Consider the following 21,386-nt stretch of genomic DNA (forward strand, 5'->3'; position numbering starts at 1 on the left):
AAGGTGGTTAAAGTAATAATTTTTAATTAATTTTTCTCGGTATGAACCATTTATCGTTTAAAGATAAGCCTACATTAACTTTGAAATAACTTTCTTCTACTAAATCCCCATATTTGGTTCCTCTTTTTCCAAGTTCAAAGCCGACGTTAATATTTGAAAGACTACGACTCATACTACTCAGTGGTAAACCTATTCCAAAAGTTATGCCAAAATCATTAATCTCCTTATTATCTACCACAATTCCCGATTTGGAGACCTTTGCTCCTGCCCTATAGGTCACTCTTTTCAAATAACTGGTAAAAGAGGTGTAGTCCGGGATATAAAACCCTCCAAGCCTATAGGTCTGTGCATTTTGATATTCCAAATTATTGTCAGGGGTAAGCTCGTTCTCAAAAGTGCTTAATTCCTGAAAACTGTATTCCGCCCCTAAAAACCATTTTTTATCCTGACCATAACCCAACCCTAATGTAGCGGTTGTTGGAATCTGCACTCCGGTACGTGCCAGACCCTGAGCTTCCAAATCCACTTCAGTTACTTCAATATCCCTTCCGCTAACGGTGGAGAATGAACCTATGGTCCTAGTATTTTCAGAAACCAAATTGGCCTGGGTATTTACTAAAATGCTGGCAAAAAGAGTATGTTTTTCGGTGATGGCCGGTGTAAAACTGGCTCCAAAATTAAAATCGAAGCCTTTAATTCTAGATTCTATCTTATTGAAAGAACCAAACTGCACGTCTTCAATAGTCTGATAACTATTGGTATTCTGGTTTCCAAAATTAAAATTACTGGTAACCCCTAAACTTAAGTTTTTTAAAAGTTCATAGCCAACAGAGATATAAACCCTGTTCAACCCTCCTTCTCCATTAAACGATTCGGTTACTAATCCTTGGCCAGTTGTTCTTTCGGATAGAAAATTGTACCCCACGGAAGAATACGGCATAATACCAAAACCAAGACCGAAGCCTTTGCCCAAATTAAACCCTAAAGACAGGTAGTCCAAATTTGAAATGGAGGCATTTTCCTTGGAATCATTACTTTCAAACCTGTACTCCTTACGCGACAGTCCCGCTGTGTAGGTGGTTAACCCCAATTTACTGTATGCTGCGGGATTATTTAGATTGATGTGAATACTATCCGTGTAAACACTCAACCCACCCATCATTTGATTCTCCACTGTGCCGGTAGCCCTTAAATCCCCAACACCAAAATAAGAATAGGGGGAAGCAGTACTATTCTGAGCATATATGCCTACCGAAGTTACGCATAAAATTGCAATAATAAAATTTTTGATCATCTAGCGCTTGTTGTATTCTAACAAATGGTATAACCCCAACAGGAGAAATTTAGAATGCGCAAATATGGTATTTTTTAATCGTTTTGACAAAAATTGAGCATCACCTCCTGTTAAAATAACTGTTAAATTGATAAATCTACTTCTATATTGGTCAATTATCCCATCAATTTCATTACAAATGCCATTGACCACACCACTATGCATACTAGTTTCAGTAGTGTTCCCTATAAAATCCATAATAGGTTTTTTTTTCAACAAAGGCAATTTGGAAGTTTGTTCGTGCATAGCCTTGTACCTCATTGCTATTCCTGGCGAAATGGCCCCGCCCAAATATTCTCCATAGTCGTTAATGGCATCATAGGTAACGCAGGTGCCTGCATCTATGACCAAGGTATTTCCTTTAGGGTTATGATAAAAAGCTGCTGTTGCCAGGGCAATGCGATCCACTCCTAGGGTCTGGGGGGTAGCATAGGAATTTTTAAAAGGGGTTTTGGAAGCGTAGCTCAGTACATGAACCTTACAAAACACACATAACATGGCTATTTCCTCATGGCCAATCGCACCCACGTTGGAAACAATGGCATTTTGAATGAGAACGTACTCGGCAAAAATGGATTTCACACTTTTTACAAAATCCGCATTGGGAATTTTTCGATAGGAAATAATTTTATCACTATCGAAAACCGCCATTTTTACTAGGGTATTACCCACATCTACGATCAAGTTCATACTGTAAAGATCAAAAAACTTTAAAAAACAAAAACCTTTTTTTTCATTTTTGTTTGTATATCCTAAATTTGAATTTATATTTGCACCCGCTTACAGCGTTTGGTGCCTTAGCTCAGTTGGTAGAGCAATGGACTGAAAATCCATGTGTCCCTGGTTCGATTCCTGGAGGCACCACCTCAAAAGCCCTTGATTTTCAAGGGCTTTTTTTTATTTTGCACCTTCTGTTGCCTCCCTATAAGGGCCGGCTGCCTCAATTACTGAACACTAAATTAATTAGAACTAAATATTTGTCCAAGTAGACTGTTTCACTTACCCAATAGTTCCTTTATGCTAAATGTCTCCCAAATTATCCCTTCATAAGCACTTTCTCGTCCCCCTTCGTATAAGATACCAAAACTTTTCCCATCAATAAGGGATAAATCGGAATAAGCCGAAGGACCTGAAAAAATTTGTTTTTCTATGGGCCAAGATTTCCCGTCGTCTTTACTTAGCCTAAGTGTCATATTTACCCTTTTTTTAATATCGGCCGGATTGGCGAAAAGGACATATACCTTATCCTCCACTTGAAAGCGCAGGGTACTGGCCTGACAAATAGGTTCAACCAATGATTCATGATGATGCATATCTTTCCAAGATTCACCCCCATCATCGCTGTAGGCCAATTGCCTACTTACCATATTTCTATCGTAATTGCGCATATTCAACATTAGACTATGATCTGAAAGTTCCACCACTTCACATTCATTAACCTGATCCTGAGGGGTACTTCCTCCCAACTTCCATGTGCTCCCATGATCATCGGAAAAAATGGTATGGGAGTAATACTTTTTGGTCGCAGCCTCGATATGGTCGCATGCAATCACTAGCCTACCCTTGTACTTGCCTCCAAGAATTTGGATGCCAGACCCAGGGCCTGTGGCGTACCATGTCCAGTTGGGCAATTTTACGTCTGAGGTGATTTCCTTTGGTTTACCCCAACCTTTACCATCATTGGTAGATTTCAAAATAAAAACCCTTCTAGTATCCTCACTCTTTTGGGCAATAATATCCGACTCGTGATCGGTACCAAGATTCCAGGTGGACAATAAGAAAATATTCCCAGTATCGCTATCAACTACAGGGGAAGGATTTCCACAGGTATTTCCCTCATCGTGCCAAAGTACTTCCAATTGGCCCCAGGTTTTTCCACCATCCGTTGACCGTTTCATTACCAGATCAATATCTCCGGTGTCACTACAGCCATTTTTCCTACCCTCGGCAAAAGCCAATAAAGCACCTTTTTTTGTTGTAACTACAGCTGGAATGCGAAAACATTTATAACCTTCATTACCTCCTTCAAAAATATAATTCAATGGTCTTGAGCTCTCCAACTTTTCTTTTGGCGATTGGGAAAATAAGGGAGATGTCCAAGAAATAAACAAGAGAAGAAATAAACATCGCTTCATTAATGTGTTGGAATTAATCATTTGGTTCCTTCTTTAGGGTTCAAAAAAAAATCAATTACAATATTGTATCATAAATAAATACAGGGCCTAATCCTTTTCCAAAATCTGCCCCTTGGCCAACAAGACCTCCCTTAATTTATCATAGTCCACTTCCTGTACCACCGCATTTTCATCGATTGCCAGCACTGCTGCAGCGGCGGCCGATTGCCCCAAGATCATGAACACGGGCTCCATACGGATAGAACCAAAGGCAATATGACTGGAAGATAAACAAACAGGGACCAATAGGTTCCTGCACTCTTCCTTCTTAGGCACTAAAGTTTCATAGGATATAGAATAGGGCCCATTGGTACTTACTCCTATATCCCCTTCGTTCTGCACAAAACCATCGGGCTTAATATATCGCTGAACATTATGTGAATCCATTGTATATGAACCCATACCTATTGGTTTAGGGGTTGGCCTTTTTTTCAAAAGCTCATTTTCGGTCATCACGAACTCCCCAATCATCCTCCGGGCCTCCCTTACATAGATTTGGTGTGGCCAATTGCCGTTATCAGTAAATTCATCCTTTGCCAAGCCCCATTTCTGCATTTCTGTCTGTATATCCTTAGGGACCCTAGGGTCGTTGGCCACAAACCAAAGAAGGCCTTTTTGGTAATTTTCATGCTCCTTAATGATTTCCTCTCTTCTTTCGTAGCTTGCCTCTGGGTAATCATAATTCATACCCATATTATCGCTACTAAGCGGTCCGTGGTTGTTCGTATCCGTTTTATGGTTGGGGACCGCATCAAATTTCTCGAACCAATCCTTTCTTCCTGTTTCGAATACCCTGGCCAAGAGTTCATAATCTAAGGGATCATAATCGTCTGGTTTTGGAAAAGGAATCCTATTTTCAGGATGATTGCTCATGCACATACGGAAACAATAAGCCTGAATTTTATCGTCTCCACTATACTTTTCACCCGGGTCCTCTCCCGATACCCTAGGAAGGAGGCCGCTGCTTGGATCGCCCGGCACTACATAAGGGGATATATCTGACGCAAACCAGTGTTTATGGTGCAAGACCCCTGTTTGAACCCCGTTCCACTCCTCACCATATACTTCTTTACCTTCACGACCAACGTGATAACTTACCCCTGCCGCTGCCATGAGGTCTCCCTCATAAGTAGCATCCATAAATATTTTACCGGAATACGTCTTTCCAGATAAGGTCGTAATTGAAACTATATTTCCATCCTGCATCTCTACCCCGTTTTCCCTAACGAGCCATTCGTCACGGTCTACCTGTATCTGTTCCTCCCTTACCCAATCCTCAAAGACTTTTTCCGCCACATGGGGCTCAAAGATCCACATGGTCCGGTTCTCACCATCCATGGCAGGGGTACCCTGCCCTTTGTTCCCATATTCTTCCTTTTTCTGCCAGTTCCATGCTTCATTGGTGTTGTAATGTTGCCAGATCCTATGGTAAAATTCCCTTGCCAGACCCCCTATAACACTTTTATCCCCTGTATCGGTAAATCCAAGCCCGCCAGAAGAAAGTCCACCCAAATGTAAATCCGGGGACACCACAATGACCGATTTTCCGGAACGCTTTGCTTCCACTGCCGCCGAAATGGCAGCGGAAGTACCTCCGTAAATAATGATATCGGCAGTAGCTATAGAATTACTTTTTTCTTCGGATTGTTTACAGCCCGTGAGGGTCAAAAACCCTGTTAATAAAAGGATAAGAACTAAATTAATGGACTTTCTTTTCTGGTTCATTTTGTTTGGTGGTTGAAATTGATCTCTAAGAAAATTATAATTTATTTTAGCCTTTGACTATCTTTTAGAAGTTGCTCCCTTAAATTGGGGTAAGGCACATCCTGAACATTGGTATTGGCGTCTATGGCCAGTGATGCTGCCGTGGCCGCAGATTGTCCAAGGACCATAAATACGGGCTCCATGCGGATAGATCCAAAGGCAATGTGCGTAGAACTTACACAGATAGGGACAATAAGATTGTTGCATTCCTCCTTTTTGGGCACCAATGCCCCATAACTAATAGGATAGGGCTTAAAGCCATGGGCCTCCACATTGCCCTCATTCTGCACATACCCATTGGCATCCACATATCGCTGCACATTATGGGAATCCATACCGTAAGCGGCCAAACCAATGGCATCCTCCGCCACAGTTAATGCCTCACAGTTTTTCTGGGTCATAACATAATCGCTGACCATCCTCCTGGCCTCACGGATATAAAGCTGTTGTTGCCAACCATCGGCCCTTTCAAATTCATCCTTGCTAGTACCCCATCTGGAAGCTTCCTCCCGTACCTCGGCAGGAATCCTTGGGTGATTGGCCAGGGTCCACATAAGCCCCATCTGGTAGTTTCTATGGTCCTCGATAATCTTTTCCCTTTCCGAATAAGATGCCTCGGGGTAATCATAATTCTTGCCAATATAGTCGGTAGAGAAGCCGAACTTGTTGTTCGTATCCGTTTTTCTATTGGGCATACTGGAATTGATCCAGGGCAGCAACGTATTGCTATAGCTGTACATCTCCCTTATGGGGCCTTTTCTGGCCTCGTAATTACGAAAAAGAAGTTCATAATTCACCTCGTCATAATTTGCCGGTTTTTGGAAAGGTATACGGTTTTCCGGGTGATCAGTAAGGCACATTCTAAAACAATAGGCCTGTATTTTTTTATCGCCTTCACCCTCCAGGCCCGGTTTTTCATTGACATTCGGCAATAGGCCGGATGATGGATCGCCCTTTTTAACATAGGGATCTACCCCTGGGATAAAATTATGGTTGAACGCATTTTTGGAAACAAATCCTGTCAAGGCCCTATTTATGCTATTGGCTTGTACCCCGTTCAAGGTTTCCCCATATTCCGCGTTACTTTCTCTGCCCACGGCATAGGCAACTCCGGCAGAGGCCATTAGATCGCCCTCATAAGTGGCGTCCAAATAAACCTTTCCCTTGTAGGTCTTGCCACTTTCCATGGTAATCGACTCTATTCTGCCATTTACTTTTTTTACCCCCGACTCCCTGTTCAGCCTTTCGTTATAGACCATTTTAATTTTTTCCTTGTCCATCATGAACTTATATACAGCCAGGGCGGCGGAGGGCTCAAAGGTCCACATGGTAGCCTCACCTTCCTCTGTGCGGGTTTGTCCACCATCAACATATTCCGACCTTTTCTCCCATTTCCAATTTTCGGGATCATCGTAATATTTTTTGATGTTTTCGTAGAACTCCCTCGAAATCCCCCCAATGGCCTGCTTGTTGCCAATATCGGTCTGTCCAAGGCCTCCTGTGGTCAACCCCCCTATTCTATTTGTGGGTTCTATGAGCACAACGGACTTGCCCATTCTACTACTTTGCAAGGCAGCCGCAACACCAGCGGAAGTTCCACCGTATATAACAATATCGTATTTTTTGGATTGACCGTATGCTCCAAAGGTCATTAAGCCTAACGACAAACACCCGATCAATTTTATAAAATAACTTTTCACATTACCTAAACAATCCTCTCTAAATATTTTCAATTTTTAACTTTTATAGATTATACAATTATAATTTTTTTTATTACTCGATTACCTAAAAAATCAGGGATTTGTCCTTGGGCTCCAAGGGCAAAAAATCAACGTCCAAATAACCCCCACTGGCATTATCATCGGTTACTATTTGTGGTTTTCCCTTTATCGATTCTATTGAAAAACGATGAATATGTCCTGAAAATATTCCCATGAGATTTGGCGCAGAAAACACTGCCTTATGAAAATTGAAGGTAGTTTCCGAATGCCCCGCTTCTGGCCATTTTAATCGTCTTTCCAACTCAAAATTCTGATCGGAAGAAGCACCCCAATAAGGATTGCCACATCCAAAACCAATAGATTTCCCTGGAGCGTACATGGGTATGTGCACCAAAAGTACTAGAGGAATTTCGCTGGAAACCTGTTCTTTAAAAAAGTCCAACTGCTCCTTATTTATCTGATAGGTGGAATTGTCGATCGCCAAGAATCGAATTCCTTTTAAATCGTATGCCGCCATTAACGGATGATTACCTTGATACAAGGGAAGCAATCTTTCCTTGATCCAATTGTCCCTCAAATCTTCCAGTGTTCCCTCCATGCCTTCATAATGCCAATCATGATTCCCGGCCACATAAATATATGGGATATCCACTTCTTTTAATTTAGCCACTACCCATTCGATAGCCGCTTCTGACGGAAAACTAAAAATATCGCCGATTAAGGTGATCAAATCCGCCTTGGATTCTTTAGCGAAATCCAAAGCTGCACCGAGTGCCAGTTCCGGGTTGGTCGATTCCCCAGTTTTAAAATGTTTGGTCTGATTGTAGGCTTTGGCCATACGTCCACTATACATCGTGTACGGATCTCCGCGCTCATCGTCCATAAAGAGATGAGTGTCGGCTATATGAACAATCTTTATAGGCTCCTTAATAGTTTCGGAAAAAAATTGAAGTTTGTTTTCGGATACAGTAACACAAAACTGGATGCCATTTTCGAAGGGCCGTGCTGGCTTATCCTTTGATGAATACTTGGTAAGCCCCAACCCTATTGATGCTGTAGCTGCATTCTTAAAAAATAATCGACGTTTCATCTATTCGCAATTGTTATTTTATACCATCCAGGAAAGGTTACAACACTAGTCCCAACCTGTATTTAATGGTTAAAATAACATAAATAACAATACCCACGAATTTCAGAAGATCATAAAACTAAATTCCCGGCAAGCTGCTTTAAGATAATTTCGGACAACTTTGCTTGAAATTTGGCATTGCTATATCTCACCTTTGCGTTGATATAATTTAATTGTGCTGTCCTAAATTCGATGGTAGGGATGATACCTATTCTGTATTTTTCAACAGTAATCTCCATATTTTCCTGCGCAATCTCCTCATTTTTCCCTTCCAATTCTATGAGACTTATATTGGTCAGGTAGGTTTGATAAGTAGTATTCACCAGGGACATTAATTCCTGTGTTCGTTGGGCAATGGCCACTTCCGTATTTTCAATTTGGATCTTGGCTATTTTCTCATTTCGATTTTGATTAAACCCATCAAAAACATTTAGACTTGCACCAAAACCATAATTCCATCCTCTTGAATTTGAACTGGTTGTAAAACCCAAACTAGATTCGGTACGACCAAAATTATAGCCTGTACTCGCAAAAATAGTAGGGTATCGCAATGCCTTGGTTTGTTTTAATTCCAGTTCACTTATCCTTTTGTTGATCTGTTCCACTTGAAGCGTCGGATTTTCTTTCGCCACTAAGGTTTCAAGTTCTGGCAATTGCAGTGCTTGATCTACAAAAATTTCGGGCACTACCTCAAAATCGATCTTCAGATCACGTGCCAGATACTCGTTCAATTGAACCTTGGTATTTACATATAGCTCCTTTTGCCGCTGCATCAAAGTTTCATCTGTATTTAAATCTACCTGGGCATTAAGCACTTCCAATTTTGAAGCTTTTCCAATGGTAAAGCGGTTATAGGCCAGATCAACCCTTTGTTCCGAGATAATAATGGTACTATCCAAAGCCGTGAGTTGCTGTTTCTGCTGTACAAGATCAAAGTAGGTAATCATAACCTCTCCTACCTTGTTAAGGATCACCTGTTTTAATTGTGCTTCTCCCAATTTCCGGGTTTCTTTTAGCTGCTCATAATCCGCGAACATTTTTAAACCATCAAACAATGTCCAATCCAAGGCAATTCCGTAGTTGAGACTATTGTTTTTGGCATTGTCCCTTTCCACAACGCTTCCATCAGATCGGGTCTGGCTTAAATATTGTACACTATTATTATCGATTAAATTTAGTCCTACCTGAGGAAGCATCCCTGCATTTCCCACACTCATCGAAACCTCATCTATTTGTAGCTCATTGGCCGCGATCTTTATCTGATAGTTGTTCTCCAAGGCAATTTGGACGGCTTCCTCTACTGTAAGAATATCCTGCGCATTAATGAGGTTGGTTAAGCTAAAGAAAACATATAGTATGGTAGCGTAATTATAGTTGCTCATTTTAATAGGATTCGAGGACTTTAAACTCAGGATGTTGTTTTTTCTCCCTAGACCATAAGAAATACAATGCCGGGATAACAAATAATGTCAGCACCAAGGAAAACATGGTCCCCCCAATAATTACCACCCCCATGCCTATGCGGCTGGTCGACGCCGCACCTAGGGACAAGGCTATGGGCAAGGCTCCCAAGGCAATAGTTAGACTGGTCATGAGAATAGGTCTTAATCTGGACTCCGACGCTTTTAAAATGGCCTCCATTTTAGACATCCCTTCCTCCCTAAGTTGATTGGCGAATTCCACAATCAATATACCATTCTTGGTAACCAGTCCAATCAACATAATAGTGCCGATTTGACTAAAAATATTCCAAGTCTGGCCAAAAAGCCACAGGGAAAACATAGCCCCGGCTACGGCCATGGGTACCGTTAAAATTATAATTATTGGGTCTATAAAACTTTCAAATTGGGCTGCCAATATTAAAAATATAAGAAGCAGCGCAAGGCCAAAAGCAAACAGGGTATTGGAACTACTCTCTACAAAATCCCTGGACTCCCCACCTAAATCGGTAGTAAAGCTTTCATCAAGTACTTTTTCCTTAATTTCTTCCATAGCGGCTATCCCATCGCTTAGGCTCTTCCCAGGAGCAAGATTTGCAGAAACTGTTGCCGAAGTAAATCTGTTGTTGTGAAATAATTGGGGCGGACTACTATGTTCCGATGTGGAAACAAGATTGTCCAATTGAATTAAGAGACCATCACTATTCTTTACAAATATGGAAGTAAGGTCCAAAGGTGCGTCCCGGTCCTTTTTGTCGAATTGGCCAATAACCTGATATTGCTTACCATTCATTAAGAAATACCCAAAGCGTTGCCCGCTGAGGGATAATTGCAAAGTTTGTGCTACGTCCAAAACGGAAACCCCCAGGCTCTCCGCTTTTTCCCTATTTATGGTTACATAAAGTTCGGGCTTATCAAATTTCAGGTTTACATCGGTAAAGGAAAAAGTTTCATTTTTTTCGGCCTCCTCCATAAATACCGGAATTTTTTCCTTCAGCTTTTCAAAATTCTGCGCTTGTATAATATATTGTATTGGTGCTCCTCCACGGCGATTCACCGCGATTGTTGGTCTCTCCGACACATTGGATTTTCCGCCAACATAAGATTTTGCCCATCTTCCAAGATCTGCTGCAATTTCTTTTTGTGACCGCTCCCTTTCATTAGGTTCTACAAGCGCAATATTTGCTCGACCACTATTCACTGAGGAAGTTGTACCGAAACCGGGAGACGTGAGTACCAAACTCACCTTTTTTTCCGGGATAGAATCGTTGATCAGGTTTGTAATGTCATCCATTAACCGATCCATATATTCATAGGAAGAACCTTCTGGCGCTGTAACGCTCAAACGAATAAAACTACGATCGTCATAAGGCGCCGTTTCTTTTTGAAGCAGACCGTAAAAAAGTGCAATAAGGCCTATACAGGCCAATAATATTGGAAAACTCATCCATTTCCTATTCATAAAGGCTCCTAATGCATTCGCATAGGATTCATTCATTTTTACAAAATAGCGCTCCGTGAAATTATAGAATTTGGAATGGCTCTGCTTACCTGGTTTAATAAGATATGCGTTTAACATTGGGGTCAAGGTAAGGGACACAAAGGCGGATACCAGTACCGCCGAACCCAGGACAACTCCAAATTCCCTAAACAATCTCCCAACAAAACCCTCCAGGAATATAACAGGAAGAAAAACCGCCGCAAGGGTAATGGAGATGGATATTACCGCAAAGAAAATCTCGTTGGACCCTTTTATTGCAGCCTCGATGGGGCTCATCCCGGCCTCCACCTTCCTATAGATATTTTCGGTTACCACAATTCCGTCATCCACAACAAGTCCCGTTGCCAGAACAATGGCCAAAAGGGTAAGTACATTGATAGAAAACCCGAACAACCACATAATGAAGAATGTGGCTATCAATGATACCGGAATATCTATCAACGGGCGCATTGCCATTGACCAGTTTCTAAAAAATAGATATATGACCAAAATAACCAGGATAATCGATATCAACAGGGTTTCTGCTACTTCGGTAACCGCCTTTCTTACAAATACGGTATCATCTATTACAATGTTCAATTTAAACCCTTCGGGCAAATCCTTTTTAAGCTTTTCATATTCCAGATAGAATCTGTCGGCGATTTCAAGATAATTGGTACCGGGTTGTGGTACAACGGCTATAGCCACCATAGGCTGACCGGAATCGCTCATCTTGGTTTCCATGTTCTCCCCTTCCAATGAAGCCTTGCCAATATCGCTCAGACGCACCAACTTTTCACCATCGGCCATGATTATAATATTATTGAAGCCTTCCTCGGAGTCCAAGTTACCAATGGTCTTTACGGTTATTTCCGTATTATCACCTGTTAATTTCCCCGATGGCAGCTCCACATTCTGCGCCAACAACGCACTGCGTACTTCTGCCACGGTTAAACCGTAGGACGCCAACTTAAAAGGATCTATCCACAGGCGCATGGCATACCGGCGTTGTCCCCATATTTGAACACTACTTACCCCAGGGATGGTCTCTATTCTTTGGGATATCACATTTTCGGCATAGTCCGAAAGCTCCAATATATTTTTACCATCGCTCTGAATGGTCATCGAAAGTATCCTATCCGCATCGGCATCGGATTTTGAGACTACAGGAGGGGCATCCAAATCATCGGGCAGACTTCTTACCGCCTGGGACACTTTGTCACGGACATCGTTGGCTGCGTCCTCCAAATTTTTATCAAGATTAAACTCTATACTTATGGAACTAGATCCCTGAATGCTGGAAGATGTAATATTCCTAATTCCATCAATGGAATTTATGGCCTTTTCCAAGGGTTCTGTAATCTGGGATTCAATAATATCGGCATTGGCCCCCGAATAATTGGTGCGAACCGATACTTGGGCGGGATCTATGGAAGGAAATTCACGAACTCCCAAATAGGTAAAGCCTATAATCCCAAATAAAATTATGACCAAATTCATTACTATGGTAAGTACCGGCCGCTTAATGCTTAATGTTGATAAACTCATTGTTCCGCAGTAAGAGTTTCAGTTTCCTTTAATAATACCTTTACCGGAGTACCGTCCTTTAATGCCATTACCCCATAGGTAAGTACAGTATCCCCGCCCTTTAATCCAGAGATAACCCTCACCGAACTGCCCGTCCTAGCACCTATTTCAACATCTATTTCTTTGGCCTTGCCATTCTCGACGATAAAGATTTTTTTTCCATTCTGAACAGGAATCAAAGATTCACTGGGCACCAATAAGGCATCACGGACCGTTTCCAGGGGCAATATTACATTGGCAAAAGCGCCTGGAAAAAGTTTACCCCCAGGGTTTTCGGCCGTTGCCCTCATTTTTAAAGTTCTAGTGGCAACCTCCACTTCTGGTTCAATTGCATATATTTTCGCATTGTATTCCTCTTTGGAATCGGCTGTTGTAAACGTGAAAGAAGTACCAACCTTAATCTGGGTAGCATATTTCTCGGGAATTGAAAAAGTAATCTTTAGTTGATCTGTATTCACCAACTTTGCCACAGGGGTTGCAGGACTAACATAGGTCCCTTTGGAAATAGAACGAAGTCCTATAATTCCAGAAAATGGGGCACGGACAGTTGCTTTTGATAATTGTGCAGCTATCAATTCCGATTCTGCACTGGCCGATTGAAAATCGGCACTTGCAATGTCATATTCCTCTTGACTGATGGCTTGTTTTTCCAATAGAAGTTTTGCCCTCCTTTCATTTTCGGCAGCCAGCTTTTGGGCGGTGCGTACTTTGGACAATTGCGCTTGCAATTCAATATCGTTCACCCTAAACAAAACCTGGCCTTGGAAGACCTTACTACCTTCCGCAAAATTAATACTTTCAACAACCCCTGATACCTCACTTCTTATCTCTATTTGCTCATTGGCCTCAAGGGTACCTGAAAGGGAAATATTGTCATTAAATTCTTGGGGACGAAGGACCAAGCCCGAAACTATAGGGACCGAACTGGTGCCGGCCGAACTTCCTGATATACCTGCGTCGCTATTTTGCAAAATGCGATAGGTTACCAAGCTCCCTAGTCCAATTAACAATAAAGTATAAACGAAGTATTTTATTTTCATGATTTTTGGAGATAGCAACCAATAATAAAAACATTAACAAGACTCTAACAAATCTAATTCTTCTGACCTATTTTTAAGAATAGTTAAACTTTATTTAACAGTGATTAACACAAAACGAAACTTTTAAAGAAGATGTTTGCGATAAAACTAAAAAAACACTGGGTTTCTTGAAGATTTCTAGTCAGTTTTAACTTTGATCCAATAACATTGAAAATAAAAACGATAGGAAAGATTGAAATGAGGAGCACTTTAATTATCTCCTGCCATAAATTACCCCTGCCATGAAATCGACAGTTCCCAAGCCAGTAATGAAGTCTAATTAAGATTTGTCGTTACCAAATGGATTTTATGGGGCTTATTGTAAATCCACCCAATTCCAATTCCATATCAGCTGGATTAGAAATCAACAAGGTCCGGTAAAATTCGTTTGGAAAAATCTGGGCGGTCATTACATATTGCCCACCATTTATAAATATCTCCACCGAGGACCAATCCGTCAGGATCCGTACTTCATATTCCCCATTGGGCAAATCGGGGATAGGCATGGTCTGCACATTTTTAGCGAAATCTTCATCAAAAGAAGTTTTCCCCGAACGTGACCTATCCAGAATAAATTGTTGGGCCTCACCGTCCAAAATCAAATTCAAATGCTCTCCCGAACTATTTTGGAAATCCAGACTGAATGCCCGTGAACTAGTTGTGAATTTTACTTCGGACTTATTAAAATGATCAAAAGTCAACGACTTATCCAATTTCGGACCTATTGCGATGTCCTCTGAAGAACCTGGACCCCGAATTTCATCAACACTATCCAAGGGGTAATTAACCAAAACAAACTTATCATTTATCTGGTGTAGGGAAAGTTTTCTGGGCAGCGTCATTGCACTACGCCATTTTTCGGTGGGTGTTTCCTGGGCATAGGCCCAATTACTCATCCAACCAATAAAAATCCGATCATTATTGGGAACATTGTTATAGGTTACCCCTGCATAGTTATCGGCACCCCAATCTATCCATTTATGCTCCTTTTGATCGCTTGTAAAGGTTGTACCATCAAAATCACCTACAAAATATTGGGTTCCGCTGCCTCCGTTCGGGGCACCTGGGTTAATACTGATCAAGAGCACCCACTTTTCCAAATCGCTACCTTCCACCTTTAAAGGAAATAAATCCGGACATTCCCAAACTCCACCATGGGCCCCTTGATCCTTTCCAAACTCGCTCACCTCGACCCATTCCTTTAAATCAGGGGATTGCCATATTTGGAGATGGTCCCCTGCAACCAATAACATTGCCCAATTGCCAGTTTTATTATTCCAAAAGACTTTGGGATCCCTAAAATCCCTTATTCCTTCATTTTTTATGACGGGATTGCCATCATATTTAACCCAAGTATCCCCATTATCCAGACTATAGGCAATTCCCTGGGTCTGAAAATTATCTTTTCCTGCTTTTTCACCTACCGGATCATGATAGGTAAATATGGCCACTAATGGTGGGTTATCCTTGGTTCCAAATCCCGAGGAATTATTAGTATCTACAACAGCACTTCCCGAAAAAATGTAGCCGTGTTCATCAGGAAATAAGGACATAGGCTTATTTTCCCAATGCACCATATCCTTACTTATTGCGTGACCCCAATGCATGGGTCCCCAAACAATATCCTCTGGATAATATTGATAAAAAAGATGGTACACCCCTTGGTGATAGACCAAACCATTAGGGTCGTTCATCCATTTTTCAGGTGGCGTAAAATGAAATTGGGGACGATGGGCTTCCTGATAAAGTCCCAGCTCGGCATCAACACTTTGAACCGGACCTACTTTTTTCTCTTCCTTGCACGACAAAAGTGCCAATCCCAAAACAATCCAAAACAACTTCATATCTTATTTTTTTAAAGCTACATTTTTATTAAAAATAGCGAATAAATGCCCATACCAAAAATATCACTGAACGATTTTGCTTCCAGGGCACAATAATCAACATCATACCCTTTGGATTATCCAATTCCAAAAAGGGGAAGGTGATATTTCTGACTGGTGATTAAAGTAGCAATGTGCCCCAATTATTCAACAACAATATAAATCGCAGGGGGAATCCAGGGAATATAGTAGCTTGATAATTATGGCCTGTTTAGTACCCTTCTCCAGTAATAAATGGGCACTACGACTCGAAGAAAGAATAATGCAAAAACTGATCCATGTCATATGAATTGAAGTAAATACTTGATAAATTATGTGTTAAAATACTGTGTCATGGAACCAAAAAAGAATCCTAGGGCAGATTTAAACAGAAAAAGTGGACTTTTCTTTGTAATTGGCCTAGTTATAGTACTATTTGCAGTATGGAGGGCTTTGGAGTTAAAAACGTATCCCAAGGCAAATACTGCCATAGAGCAGTTGACGGTAACAGATTACTTGGAAGAAAAAGTACCGGTTACCGAGGCATTGAATGTTCCACCACCGCCCCCTCCTCCAGCAGCTCCCGAAGTTATAGAAATTGTTGAGGATGTGGCCGAAATAGAGGAAACGGTGATTCAAAGTACAGAAATAAATCAGGAAACAATAGTGGAAGAGGCTATATTACAAGTTGAAGATATAGCAGTGGTGGAGGAAGAAGAGGAAGATATTGAAGTTCCCTTTGCTGTAATCGAAAATGTTCCTGTTTTTCCAGGATGTAAAGAAACCTCCAACGAGGCCCAGAAAGCTTGCTTTCAGAAAAAAATCCAGGAACACATCATAAAACAATTTACCTATCCCGATGTTGCAGTGGAATTGGGCATTGAAGGCAAGGTATATGTACAATTTATTATCGATAATACCGGTTTTATAACCAACATTAGAACAAGGGGACCGGACAAAATGTTGGAAAAGGAAGCCCACCGGATTATTGCCGCATTACCGCAAATGACGCCAGGAAAGCAAAGGGGAAGGGCCGTTAAGGTTCCCTATACCATCCCTATAACTTTTAGGCTGCAATAACAAAACAGACCCATTCATAATTGTACATCCTATTCCCTATAGGTTGTAGACCTAGGATTTAGCTTTATTATAACTGATAAGTTGTTGAGGCCCGTCCAGCAAAATTCTAACAATCTGCAGGGTGCCATCGTCCTTTGTAGCTATTTCCCATTTTATGAGGGCAATGGTCCCCTTCTGGATCTCAAGCCCGGTAATACTCCGAGGGTGAACACAACTACCGTCATTAAAAAACGGAATTTCCCCGGGAGCAGGAAAGCGTGGCCTATGGGTATGGCCCGCAATCGTCAGCATTTCATTGTTGGCCAAAATCCATTTTTTTATGCGCCTTTCAATTTTAATAAGCTCTTTGTAGTTTTTGGCGGGACTTGTAGGATCGGCAATGCCCCATACCTGCAACGGCTTCCATAAAACACGCACCAAGAATCTGCCCCAGCGCCAAAAGGTATAGTTCCACCAGTCTGCCTGGTGTCCATGGGTCAAAAACAACTCTTGACCGCTGTTCTTATGCTTTAAAATTATGGCTTCGTGATAGGTGATGTCTTCAAACAATTCTTTATTGCAATCATCAATGGGCTCAAAATAGGATGATAAATTCTTTTTTACATACAAAGGATCTTTATAAACCATGTCATGATTCCCCCAAATCATATGGAGCCTTTTTTCCAGGTGAAATTGCTTTAAAAGTTTATATACGTTCTTATGTGCAGTAAAAATGGAGTCAAAGTTGAGATTCTCCCAAAGTTCATCCCCGTCCCCCAATTCGCAGTACGTATAACCCTCGTTAAAGTAGTGCCTTAGGGCATGAAAATATATATTTCGGTTATTGGCAAATTCATCCGCAAAACTACTATCCCCCCTATGACAGTCGCTAAAAAGAATAATTTTGGAGCTGTCATCAAAAGGCAGGATTTTAGCATTTTTAAAAGCCCTGGACAATCTGGCAGATGAGGTCATTTCTTTTAGGTTAATAGTTCATACATATATAAGTTGGCATATGAGGGATCATCTGAACAACATCAACAAATTACCCATACATTTCTTCCAAATGTAGTATAAAGCTTAAATATCCAAAAAAAGAAGGATATTCCATAAGGGTGGAAAAAATGAAAAAAAGCTTTTTCTTTTGTAACTTTACGCTCCAAACTAGGACTAAGGTGAATAATGAAGGGATTATCTGAAAAAATATCACCACTGGATCACCATATAAGCTTTAATAAATTATTGAAGCAATATGATGAAATGGCAGAAAGCGAGGATTCGTTCTTGGCCACCAAGGCACGATATATTTTGAATGCCCAAGCTCCATTTCCGGAATTGCGTGAGGGTTTTAGCGATATCACCCTGCTGGAAAAACATAAGGAGGTAATTCAAATAATTTTGCAGGATTTGTTTTCGTCCGTTCTTACCACCAACGAAATAAAAACGGCTTCCTCACCTTACACGGATATCATATTTAATTCCAGTCAGCGTTTTGAAAAAATATTGGCAGCTGCCGGACCAAATTATTTACCTCAAATAAGGAACCAAGAAGAAGAGGTGAATTATATCATGGCCTGTGTGGTAATCCTTAACTTTCATTACGGTTATAACTTAGATTTCAAAAGACCATTTTTTTACGATATTCCTGATGCCAAGGGTGTAATGAGGCATTACCGCATTTTGTACAATGCCGATTTTATGGAAATCATTCCCAATGGAATCCCATTGGGAATTACCCAGGAAGACGTAGACAAGTTATTGGAAAATATAGATAATGTGGATCTTTGGAAACAGAAGATTCCGCCCAATAGTTTTATCAGCAAAGGCTTTGTAATCTCCAATATGTTCGATGTTACCGCTGAACATTCCATCTCGGAAATAAAATCCAACCTCATAATCAATGACAAAAGTGGTGGCAACTTCATCAAAGGAGTGGAGAATACCTTTAAATCTTTATTTGGGTTGCCAAATATGCGTATTGGATTCTCGGTCTACAATTCCAAAGATGAACAATTTGAGCGGGTTTCCGTTAACGGAATAAATAGTTTTATTTTACAAAAGAAACAAGTTGAAACTTGTAATGAGGCTCTTTGTAAATCCTCATACAGTAAGTTAATAGATCAAAACCACTACTTTGTAATAAGTGATGTTGACAAGTATTACAAGCTTTCACAGGGTATGGCGCCCTATAAAGGTTTATACGAACAAAAAATTAAAAGTGCCCTTTTAGCTCCCATTGCCAAAAATGGACAGTTGCTAGGGGTATTGGAGTTGGTCTCCGATAAGGCCAATGACCTTAACAGCGTAAATGCTACGAAATTGGACGATGTAATTCCCTATATCGTTTCTGCGGTTTTACGTTCAATACAAGAGGAGGAAAATTTGATCGATGCGGTTATTCAAAACGAATGCACTTCCGTGCACCCTGCCGTATACTGGAAATTTAAGGAAGAGGCCAAGCGATTTATATTGGACGATATGGAAGGTTTACAACCCTCTTTCCGCGAAATTGTTTTTGATGAAGTATATCCATTGTACGGACAGGTAGATATCCAAAATTCCTCCCAGGAAAGAAATATGGCGATTCAAAGGGACCTTATGATCCAGTTGTCCGAAATTAAACAAATAATGACCGAGGTTTGGCAAAAGTATAGTTTGCCAATTTACGAAGAACTTATATTCAGGGTGGACAACCACCTTGATGAGATCAAAGAGGCCTTACATACCAATAGCGAACAGGCTATTTTCGATTTTGTGCAAGAAGAAATAAACCCTGTGTTCGCCCATATCAAAAAATCCGATACCCAAATTCAAAATCTATTACTTTCCTATGAAGCCAAAATAGATAAGGGAACCGGTTCCTACTATGATCATAGAAAAAATTATGACCAAAGCGTAATGCTGATCAACAAAAAGTTGGCATCTGTAATCGACAGCAAACAGGAAGAGGCACAGCAAATGTACCCTCATTATTTTGAGCGCTACAAGACCGATGGGGTGGAACACAATATGTACATTGGGGACTCCATTACTGGAGCTAGGGCATTCGATCTACTTTATCTTAACAACCTTAGGCTGTGGCAGTTACAGGTTATCTGTGAAATGGAAAATAAGCATTACGACCTTAAATCCAAGTTGCAGGTACAATTGAATGTGGCATCACTTATTCTGGTCTATAACGGCTCTTTATCCATTCGTTTTAGGATGGATGAAAAACGATTTGATGTAGACGGTACTTACAATGCCAGGTATGAGATCATAAAAAAACGAATTGATAAATCCTACATCAAGGGTACCAATGAAAGATTGACCCAGGCCGGTAAAATAGCCATTGTCTATTCACAAAAAAAGGATGAGCTGGAATACTTGCGATATATTAGATTTCTTAAGGCCAAGGGTTATTTCAGCGGCAAGGTGGAAATTGTTGAATTGGAAGGACTCCAAGGGGTTTCAGGCCTAAAGGCCATTAGAGCTTCCATTCTATACAAATCCCACAAAGAAAAGGACAAGACCTATACCTACGAGGATTTAATGTTGGAATTGAACAAATAAGGTTGCTATCATTGGTTATAAACCACGATCCGGACCAAAATACTTAAAAGATACGACAAAGGCAATAACAGAAACAATCATTCCTATGATGAAAATAGTATAGGTCCATCGCAGTATTTTATACTTCCTGTTCAATACCAATCCAAGATAATATAAATCCTTGGTCAAGGAGGAATAGATATAATCCTTGTCCTGTACCAATTCGTTTATGGCCCATTGATAATCCTCCAATTTCATTTTATGAAAATTGCCAAAAAACAACAAGTTTACCTTGCGCTCCTTTACATCCTCCTTGGTAAATTCGCCTTGGGTAACATTTGGTCTTGTTGCAAGAACAGCAAGTACCATTGAAACCACACTAAAAATAACAAATAACAAGGTGGGATAGATTAGGTAATTATTGGACGGATTGTCCAGTTTGGTCATAAGATTGGACAACACCAAAGAAATAATAATGGCATTTACCGAGAGTAGGATATTAGCTTTGGTATCAGCAATATCACTAAGCATTAAATGATTTTTTAAAGTTACCCGAAATAAGGTCTGTATACCCCTATCAGGGCTTTCACTCTTATACTTGGCCTTTAATTTTTCCTTCTTTGCTAAATTTTCCTCCGCTTTTTTCCCCTTGATCAGCCTTTTTATATTCTTATTCTTTTCTTCCTGCCAATTCTGTAGAGCATAATCGGTATAAAAACGCTGTTCCGTTTGGAACATCTTAAGATTCGCGTCCCGCCATTCCTTTTGTGTATAAGTTGCCAACCCTAAAATTTCCAATTCTTCCCGAAGCAGCTCCGAAGTTTCCATATAACTCTTTTTTCCAAAATGGGAACAATCGGCATCTCTAATGATCTCCTCCAGAAGGTTTTGTGGCTCATAGAACCTTTTGGTTGCCATGATAAGGCTACAAATGCTTTCTATCTTCTTTTTATCATAATTCTGTGATGCCAAAAACTCCCGGGATATAACGCAACTTGTCTCCTCATGATTCTCCGAACCTTTTGTATATCCAGTATCATGTAGCCATGCTGCCAATAAAAGCATTTCGTTTTCCTCCTCCCCCAAATTATAAAAATTCAATAATTCTTTAGTACTTTTAACAACCCGCTGGGTATGACTCAAATTGTGGTATAAATAACTGGTATCTAATTTATTTGCTAATAAATCGACAACAAAATTTTTAGTTTTTTCTAGAATTTCCGACATA

General features: G+C 40.6%; 14 protein-coding genes and 1 tRNA gene. 3 read left to right on the forward strand and 12 right to left on the reverse strand.

The features are described from left to right. Nucleotides 1-22 precede the first annotated feature (22 nt). Together LV92_RS18290 and LV92_RS18295 are read right to left on the reverse strand one after the other, a co-directional pair. Nucleotides 23-1,294 (reverse strand): hypothetical protein, encoded by a 1,272-nt coding sequence (locus tag LV92_RS18290; protein WP_111625043.1) that lies wholly within the window; start codon nt 1,292-1,294, stop codon nt 23-25. Continuing rightward, a complete protein-coding gene (locus tag LV92_RS18295) occupies nt 1,295-2,023 on the reverse strand; it encodes a type III pantothenate kinase (protein ID WP_111625044.1) in 729 nt (242 codons plus the stop codon). Between the two features lie 101 nt (nt 2,024-2,124). Here LV92_RS18295 and LV92_RS18300 point away from each other — a divergent pair. Then, nucleotides 2,125-2,197: transfer RNA gene (locus tag LV92_RS18300), tRNA-Phe, on the forward strand. A 131-nt stretch (nt 2,198-2,328) separates the two neighbouring features. Here the strand turns inward: LV92_RS18300 and LV92_RS18305 are convergent. The 8 genes from LV92_RS18305 to LV92_RS18340 all read right to left on the reverse strand — a co-directional run bounded on the left by LV92_RS18305 (nt 2,329) and on the right by LV92_RS18340 (nt 15,550). After that, nucleotides 2,329-3,468 (reverse strand): sialidase family protein, encoded by a 1,140-nt coding sequence (locus tag LV92_RS18305; protein WP_170126358.1) that lies wholly within the window; start codon nt 3,466-3,468, stop codon nt 2,329-2,331. Nucleotides 3,469-3,555: 87 nt separating this feature from the next. Beyond that, on the reverse strand, nt 3,556-5,232 hold the full coding sequence (locus tag LV92_RS18310) for an FAD-dependent oxidoreductase (protein ID WP_111625046.1): 1,677 nt from the start codon (nt 5,230-5,232) through the stop codon (nt 3,556-3,558). A gap of 41 nt (nt 5,233-5,273) precedes the next feature. Continuing rightward, a complete protein-coding gene (locus LV92_RS18315; protein WP_245946433.1) occupies nt 5,274-7,004 on the reverse strand; it encodes an FAD-dependent oxidoreductase in 1,731 nt (576 codons plus the stop codon). Nucleotides 7,005-7,056: 52 nt separating this feature from the next. Beyond that, nucleotides 7,057-8,082: a metallophosphoesterase family protein gene (locus LV92_RS18320; protein WP_111625048.1), complete on the reverse strand. Its 1,026-nt coding sequence runs from the start codon at nt 8,080-8,082 to the stop codon at nt 7,057-7,059. 110 nt (nt 8,083-8,192) lie between these two features. Beyond that, nucleotides 8,193-9,503 (reverse strand): TolC family protein, encoded by a 1,311-nt coding sequence (locus tag LV92_RS18325; protein ID WP_111625049.1) that lies wholly within the window; start codon nt 9,501-9,503, stop codon nt 8,193-8,195. Nucleotide 9,504: 1 nt separating this feature from the next. Beyond that, entirely contained in the window at nt 9,505-12,588 is a 3,084-nt protein-coding gene (locus LV92_RS18330; RefSeq protein ID WP_111625050.1) for an efflux RND transporter permease subunit, read from the reverse strand. Further along, nucleotides 12,585-13,667 carry an efflux RND transporter periplasmic adaptor subunit gene (locus LV92_RS18335; RefSeq protein ID WP_111625051.1) on the reverse strand — a complete coding sequence of 361 codons (1,083 nt, stop codon included), beginning with the start codon at nt 13,665-13,667 and terminating at the stop codon, nt 12,585-12,587. The genes LV92_RS18330 and LV92_RS18335 overlap by 4 nt, the downstream gene beginning before the upstream one ends. A 332-nt stretch (nt 13,668-13,999) precedes the next feature. Then, on the reverse strand, nt 14,000-15,550 hold the full coding sequence (locus tag LV92_RS18340; RefSeq protein WP_111625052.1) for a glycoside hydrolase family 32 protein: 1,551 nt from the start codon (nt 15,548-15,550) through the stop codon (nt 14,000-14,002). A 372-nt stretch (nt 15,551-15,922) separates the two neighbouring features. Here LV92_RS18340 and LV92_RS18345 point away from each other — a divergent pair, with 372 nt between their 5' ends. Next, entirely contained in the window at nt 15,923-16,648 is a 726-nt protein-coding gene (locus LV92_RS18345) for an energy transducer TonB (protein WP_111625053.1), read from the forward strand. 51 nt (nt 16,649-16,699) lie between these two features. On the opposite strand, the gene LV92_RS18350 is transcribed toward LV92_RS18345, so the two are convergent. Then, complete coding sequence (locus LV92_RS18350) at nt 16,700-17,602, reverse strand: metallophosphoesterase (RefSeq protein WP_111625054.1); 903 nt, start codon at nt 17,600-17,602, stop codon at nt 16,700-16,702. 207 nt (nt 17,603-17,809) lie between these two features. On the opposite strand from LV92_RS18350, the gene LV92_RS18355 reads away from it, so the two are divergent. Next, nucleotides 17,810-20,179 (forward strand): GAF domain-containing protein, encoded by a 2,370-nt coding sequence (locus tag LV92_RS18355; RefSeq protein ID WP_111625055.1) that lies wholly within the window; start codon nt 17,810-17,812, stop codon nt 20,177-20,179. Between the two features lie 15 nt (nt 20,180-20,194). Here the strand turns inward: LV92_RS18355 and LV92_RS18360 are convergent, their stop codons facing one another. Then, entirely contained in the window at nt 20,195-21,385 is a 1,191-nt protein-coding gene (locus tag LV92_RS18360; RefSeq protein WP_111625056.1) for a Pycsar system effector family protein, read from the reverse strand. Nucleotide 21,386 lies beyond the last annotated feature (1 nt).

This window comes from Arenibacter echinorum, assembly GCF_003259375.1.
GTDB lineage: Bacteria > Bacteroidota > Bacteroidia > Flavobacteriales > Flavobacteriaceae > Arenibacter > Arenibacter echinorum.

What these genes read in the sequence shown, in the direction of transcription:
- LV92_RS18290 (WP_111625043.1), bottom strand. Translation starts at nt 1,294, where the DNA reads ATGATCAAAAATTTTATTATTGCAATTTTATGCGTAACTTCGGTAGGC.
- LV92_RS18295 (WP_111625044.1), bottom strand. Translation starts at nt 2,023, where the DNA reads ATGAACTTGATCGTAGATGTGGGTAATACCCTAGTAAAAATGGCGGTT.
- LV92_RS18305 (WP_170126358.1), bottom strand. Translation starts at nt 3,468, where the DNA reads ATGAAGCGATGTTTATTTCTTCTCTTGTTTATTTCTTGGACATCTCCC.
- LV92_RS18310 (WP_111625046.1), bottom strand. Translation starts at nt 5,232, where the DNA reads ATGAACCAGAAAAGAAAGTCCATTAATTTAGTTCTTATCCTTTTATTA.
- LV92_RS18320 (WP_111625048.1), bottom strand. Translation starts at nt 8,082, where the DNA reads ATGAAACGTCGATTATTTTTTAAGAATGCAGCTACAGCATCAATAGGG.
- LV92_RS18325 (WP_111625049.1), bottom strand. Translation starts at nt 9,503, where the DNA reads ATGAGCAACTATAATTACGCTACCATACTATATGTTTTCTTTAGCTTA.
- LV92_RS18330 (WP_111625050.1), bottom strand. Translation starts at nt 12,588, where the DNA reads ATGAGTTTATCAACATTAAGCATTAAGCGGCCGGTACTTACCATAGTA.
- LV92_RS18335 (WP_111625051.1), bottom strand. Translation starts at nt 13,667, where the DNA reads ATGAAAATAAAATACTTCGTTTATACTTTATTGTTAATTGGACTAGGG.
- LV92_RS18340 (WP_111625052.1), bottom strand. Translation starts at nt 15,550, where the DNA reads ATGAAGTTGTTTTGGATTGTTTTGGGATTGGCACTTTTGTCGTGCAAG.
- LV92_RS18345 (WP_111625053.1), top strand. Translation starts at nt 15,923, where the DNA reads ATGGAACCAAAAAAGAATCCTAGGGCAGATTTAAACAGAAAAAGTGGA.
- LV92_RS18350 (WP_111625054.1), bottom strand. Translation starts at nt 17,602, where the DNA reads ATGACCTCATCTGCCAGATTGTCCAGGGCTTTTAAAAATGCTAAAATC.
- LV92_RS18355 (WP_111625055.1), top strand. Translation starts at nt 17,810, where the DNA reads ATGAAGGGATTATCTGAAAAAATATCACCACTGGATCACCATATAAGC.
- LV92_RS18360 (WP_111625056.1), bottom strand. Translation starts at nt 21,385, where the DNA reads ATGTCGGAAATTCTAGAAAAAACTAAAAATTTTGTTGTCGATTTATTA.